General features: G+C 35.1%; 8 protein-coding genes. 5 read left to right on the top strand and 3 right to left on the bottom strand.

The features are described 5' to 3' along the window. Positions 1 to 43: 43 nt before the first annotated feature. Both WAM07_RS15560 and WAM07_RS15555 read left to right on the top strand, forming a co-directional pair. Positions 44 to 628 (top strand): hypothetical protein, encoded by a 585-nt coding sequence (locus WAM07_RS15560; RefSeq protein ID WP_422168288.1) that lies wholly within the window; start codon positions 44 to 46, stop codon positions 626 to 628. Between the two features lie 493 nt (positions 629 to 1,121). Continuing rightward, positions 1,122 to 1,397: a hypothetical protein gene (locus WAM07_RS15555; RefSeq protein ID WP_422168286.1), complete on the top strand. Its 276-nt coding sequence runs from the start codon at positions 1,122 to 1,124 to the stop codon at positions 1,395 to 1,397. A gap of 293 nt (positions 1,398 to 1,690) precedes the next feature. On the opposite strand, the gene WAM07_RS15550 is transcribed toward WAM07_RS15555, so the two are convergent. Further along, positions 1,691 to 1,870 carry a hypothetical protein gene (locus tag WAM07_RS15550; RefSeq protein ID WP_422168285.1) on the bottom strand — a complete coding sequence of 60 codons (180 nt, stop codon included), beginning with the start codon at positions 1,868 to 1,870 and terminating at the stop codon, positions 1,691 to 1,693. Between the two features lie 296 nt (positions 1,871 to 2,166). On the opposite strand from WAM07_RS15550, the gene WAM07_RS15545 reads away from it, so the two are divergent. After that, the gene (locus tag WAM07_RS15545) at positions 2,167 to 2,310 is read left to right on the top strand and encodes a hypothetical protein (protein ID WP_422168283.1); all 144 of its coding nucleotides are present in this window, start codon (positions 2,167 to 2,169) and stop codon (positions 2,308 to 2,310) included. A 132-nt stretch (positions 2,311 to 2,442) separates the two neighbouring features. On the opposite strand, the gene WAM07_RS15540 is transcribed toward WAM07_RS15545, so the two are convergent. Further along, positions 2,443 to 2,652: a hypothetical protein gene (locus WAM07_RS15540; RefSeq protein ID WP_422168281.1), complete on the bottom strand. Its 210-nt coding sequence runs from the start codon at positions 2,650 to 2,652 to the stop codon at positions 2,443 to 2,445. A 219-nt stretch (positions 2,653 to 2,871) separates the two neighbouring features. Between WAM07_RS15540 and WAM07_RS15535 the strand changes: the two genes are divergently transcribed. Then, positions 2,872 to 3,045 carry a hypothetical protein gene (locus WAM07_RS15535; protein WP_422168280.1) on the top strand — a complete coding sequence of 58 codons (174 nt, stop codon included), beginning with the start codon at positions 2,872 to 2,874 and terminating at the stop codon, positions 3,043 to 3,045. 156 nt (positions 3,046 to 3,201) lie between these two features. Continuing rightward, positions 3,202 to 3,582, top strand: coding sequence for a VOC family protein (locus WAM07_RS15530; RefSeq protein WP_422168278.1), 381 nt, complete (start codon positions 3,202 to 3,204; stop codon positions 3,580 to 3,582). A 101-nt stretch (positions 3,583 to 3,683) separates the two neighbouring features. On the opposite strand, the gene WAM07_RS15525 is transcribed toward WAM07_RS15530, so the two are convergent. Beyond that, positions 3,684 to 4,409 carry an NAD(P)-binding oxidoreductase gene (locus tag WAM07_RS15525; protein ID WP_422168276.1) on the bottom strand — a complete coding sequence of 242 codons (726 nt, stop codon included), beginning with the start codon at positions 4,407 to 4,409 and terminating at the stop codon, positions 3,684 to 3,686. Positions 4,410 to 4,635 lie beyond the last annotated feature (226 nt).

Here is a 4,635-nt window from a genome sequence, read left to right as displayed (position 1 = left end):
AGAGACAATTACTGTTGAATTGTAGTCTCAAATGGAGGGTATTATGGCTAATTTTAAGCTAACGATCGAGATTCGAAAGCCTTCTTATGCCCAGAATAAAACGGTAAGGAATTCCATACCTCGGTCTTTATGGAATTCGGTTCGGAACCATGTTCTGGAGCAAAGCGATTTTACATGTGAGGTATGTGGTTGTCGTGATGAAGAAAATCTCCAGGCTCATGAAGATTGGGAGTATGACGAGGAAGAATTTTTGTTGATTCTGAAAGATATACAATCTTTATGTAAATCCTGTCATGACTTAAAGCATATTCAGCATGCTGCGCTCAGAATAAAAGATCGTAAAAAAAGAAGTTTTGTCATGCAGAGATTAAAGAAACACTTTGTAAGAGTTAACAATTGTACGGAAGAAGATTTTAGAAACCATTATCGAAATCAATTAGCCAAAAGCAATCCAAGCCCAGTTAACCGTTCTTTAGAAGACCTAATCGAAATAAGGGAATTGAGAGTAAGAGAAGAGTTTCTAAAGGAACAGAATTGGAAGTTTGTTATCGCTGAAAATGTACCATTTGCAACTGAGATAAGATTATACCTCCATCACAATGATTTGCTTTATACGGGGAAAACGTAATGATTTTTTTGTTCTTCCAAAGTACCATAAAAAGAGATAAAGAGTCCTAAATATCAGGACTCTTTATCTCTTTTTATTTTGAGGTTATTTTCTATCATTCTTTAAGGGTTAGAGACTAAAATAAAGCGTGTAAAATGTAAATAAATGTAATATGGTGTGTTAGTATTAATAGTAGGATGCTGGAAATAGAAGGGGTGTTTTTCTATGCGACACACCCTATCTATATGTGCCTCATCAGGGCTGCAGGATTATTTATACTAAGAGTGGAAGGTTCTGAATGAACTTTTATTGAAAGTTCTCTATTTATTTTGATTCTTTACCATGGTGTAACCAATTGGCGGATTATTCTTAGCATGTAAAGTAAATAAATGAAAACCTTTTTAATTCTATTAAATGTTTTAGGGAGTCTTACAATTACCCTCGTGGGGATCGTTGCAGCGGTTACTTTTGTTTGATATTAACAATACTATTAACTTTTTAAAAGGAGTTTACTATGTGTGGAATAACTAAATTGGCGGAAGGAATGGCCTGGTTACTCGTTGCTGGATTTCTTGGTATTTATTTCTTTATATCGGATACATCCTTGGTAGGTCTTATTGGCTTTATGCTTCTTCCTGCTTATTCTATCTTTGGAATGGTCCTATCAGGTTTAGGTATTTCACGAGAAGATCTATTTAAATATAAACTATTGAATATAACAGCTTTTTTAATCTTCGCGGCGTGCTTTATTTTCCCGTTGTCCATTTATATGCAGATGAATATGAATTAAATGGGTTGAGTTCGAAATAAAGAGAGAATTACGTGTGATGAAAGTAGCGTTAACTCCTTGAGTATAGGAGGAGGTCATGGTCAGTCGATTAATGCCATTGGGAATGATAAGATAAACTCGGTTTCACATTTCAATTAGCATTCAACGTTCAAATTAACTGGTGAATTAGAAGCTAAGGTAGATGAAGTTTTCTTCTATGATGAATAGCCATCAAGCACAGGAATAAATAGAAATAAGAGAGGAAAGAAAAACATTGAATGGGCTTATCTTTAGCATAATGCTCTCTTATTTAATCAATTCTTGAAGGGATTTTCTTTTTCTTTCAGACCGCTGACCCTATCTTCTAAATTTTCTTTTGATGCTTTTCTTGATCTAAAGTATTTAATAATAGATAAAATACCAAAAACGATGGCACCAGCAATAACTAAATATATGAAAATGATTATTAAAGGCATTAATTCTTGTATTGGCAATTCAAAGCACTCCCTATTCCAATTTCATCAGTGTATTTCTATATTTCTATAGTTAAAAGAAATTACCTTTAATAATTATCAAATACTACAATCATTTCATGATGGGTTTTTGATACCTATTCAACTTTTATCTCACTTAACATATTTTGAATTTGAGCCTTCCGCAGTCGGGGTCTTTATTTATACTTAAATAGTACTCGCTAAATTACATAAGCATTGGGAATATCATGTTTTTTACTGAGGTGAGTTTTGGAATCACTTGAGGTTTATTGTGAAGTTATTTATGGGGGGATAATGTGAATACTTTCGTAATTATGGGCTTTGTGTTTGGAATTATGTCATTCACATTCGGTATTACTGCTTTTACGACAGCATTGAGTAATAGTAAAACTGTAAAAGATCTTGAAAAGAGGATTGATGATTTAGAGAAAAAACTGTGAACAATCTCTCAAGCCAATGGGGTATTAGTTGCAGAAGTGCCTCCATACATCTTGAAATCAAGTTTTATAGGAACAGGAGCGATTATTGAATAAAAGGATAATCGCTCCCAGTAAGATAAATGTCAATTTCGCTCATTCCGTTCGGTCTACCTCTTCATAAGGAGCTTTCCTATGAGTTTCAGCTGGTGCTTGAGTGCTATAATCTCTATTTTTTCCGCCATACACATCACTTGTAGGAGTGTATTCTTGTCCTTTATCATTCGAAGACTTTCCTTTAATTGCAAATTTAATTACACTAATTGAAATGGCACCTATGATGAGTCCTAAAATGATAAGTTCCATCGAATCCACACCTTTCTATAGTTATAAAAGAGTTTTTTCTATTTTAACATACTCATTTTAATGCGTATTTTAGTGTTTATTTCATTTATCTTGAAATCGAGTCTTATGGAAACGGGAACGATTGCTTACTAAGAGTAATCGTCTTTTTTTTAGAATTTGGAGAGTTTTTAAACTTACTATCAAGGTAATAGACGGATAAACAGAAAATGGAGGTCTCGAATGAATGATATCGTAATAACAGTCCTCATTGTCCTATTAGTCGCTGGAGGCTGGGGAGCTATTATTCTTAAAGATTTTGCTAATGTAAAAGGAAAATTCAAGGGGAATTGGGTTCAAACAGGAGCTGCTATAATATTCGCTTTATTAATCATTTGGATAGTAACAAGCTTTTGATTAGAGCCTGAGTATTAGGGGCGATCTTTTTCATAAAAAGCAAATATTAAATAATTAGAGAATGTAGAGCTATTATTTTGAGACAAGTTAGAGAAGGAGGAATTCACTTACTGGATACAGAATAGTAGAGTATAACTTTATAGGGAGTGGAGAATCATGTTTACTAAAGTAGGTCAAATTATGTTATATGTTGATAACCAGGACGAAGCCGTGGATTTCTGGACAGAGAAATTTGGGTTTATTGTGACTTCAGAAGAGAATAACGATCAAGGAATGAGATGGTTTGAATTGGCTCCAAAAAAGGGAGCTGAAACGACCATTGTTCTTCACAACAAAGAGATCGTTGCTAACATGTCTCCAGAATTAAACCTTGATACACCTTCTTTAATGTTCTACTCTGATGATTTTGAACATCTATATAGAGATTTGCAAAACAAAGGAATAACCGTAGGGGAAATTATGAATATGCCATCGGGTAGAGTGTTTAATTTTGCGGATAATGAAGATAATTATTTTGCCGTAATGGATAAACCATAATATAGTATCTGCGTTTCTAGAGTGAAGCCTCATAATAGGGCTTAAAAAAGTATAGCGAATGGGGGGTGCTAAAAACTTTTAACAGTAAGACAGGATAAATCTTAAAGGCAGTCTTTATTATAAATCACCGGCGTTTTAAACCGCCACTGATCCCATATAGCATTGTCTGCAGCTAATTCAGCCATAAAATGACTTACGTTAATCCTGCTGGTTTTCCCGGCATTAAATAGAGGACTCCTTACCTTGGATTCATAAATTTCATAGGAACTCTCATCCGTCTCGTTGATTAAAGAGTCGGGGCGCACGGAAATCCAATCGATATTTTTGTCCTCGTGGCCTGTTGTAATAACCAGATAATTGGCAGCTTTGACATTGTCCCGATGTGGAGGAAGTATAAGCATGAGGAGGGAAAAGACCATCCTTTCTGATATCGAATTCTTCTCTCCGGATAAAGGGTTCGTATAAGCGGTTGTACTCATAAGTATAAGCTTTATATTTTTAGAAGGATCCTTTTTGACGGTCTCTGTAATCCTTTTTATAGTATCAAATACCAAATAGCGAGGTTTGCCAAACACCCCTTTGAGGGTAACGTTGTGACCAAGACATGAGATATTGGTCGTACAATCGTGTAAAAGGGCGCTCATTTCAGAGGCAGTTAATTCGTGGATGTTCCCCTTAACGGTTTCCACTAGTGAATGGTCTTGTATGTCTTGAGAAAGAATGGCTGTCTCCCGAATGAGAATGCGCGTATTGATTTGTCTTTTCATCAATTGCCGGACGACTTGATTACCAGTAGCGCCACTTGCTCCAAGAACTAATACTCTCATAGAACCCCTCCTGCTATTTTTAAGCGCTCGTATTTCCTACTCAATTTATTCGCCTAACAAAAAGTAATTCCTCTTTACAAAGTAAAAAAGTTCGCTGGAGTGATCGTGAACCCTAAAAACAGGTCTCTTCAAACAAGAGTGGCTTGCTTTCCGTTTTTTATAGATAATGGAAGAAAGCAAGGAATTCATCTTGCACTATGTTTAGGATGAGCCTATCAAAATTTCA

The organism is Halobacillus sp. (assembly GCF_049282395.1).
Taxonomy (GTDB): Bacteria; Bacillota; Bacilli; order Bacillales; family Halobacillaceae; genus Halobacillus.
Note: the sequence above shows the minus strand (reverse complement) of the source record. Positions and strands in the feature narration are given on the sequence as shown.

Coding starts and splice junctions, on each gene's coding strand:
- WAM07_RS15560 (WP_422168288.1), top strand. CDS start 44: ATGGCTAATTTTAAGCTAACGATCGAGATTCGAAAGCCTTCTTATGCC.
- WAM07_RS15555 (WP_422168286.1), top strand. CDS start 1,122: ATGTGTGGAATAACTAAATTGGCGGAAGGAATGGCCTGGTTACTCGTT.
- WAM07_RS15540 (WP_422168281.1), bottom strand. CDS start 2,652: ATGGAACTTATCATTTTAGGACTCATCATAGGTGCCATTTCAATTAGT.
- WAM07_RS15535 (WP_422168280.1), top strand. CDS start 2,872: ATGAATGATATCGTAATAACAGTCCTCATTGTCCTATTAGTCGCTGGA.
- WAM07_RS15530 (WP_422168278.1), top strand. CDS start 3,202: ATGTTTACTAAAGTAGGTCAAATTATGTTATATGTTGATAACCAGGAC.
- WAM07_RS15525 (WP_422168276.1), bottom strand. CDS start 4,409: ATGAGAGTATTAGTTCTTGGAGCAAGTGGCGCTACTGGTAATCAAGTC.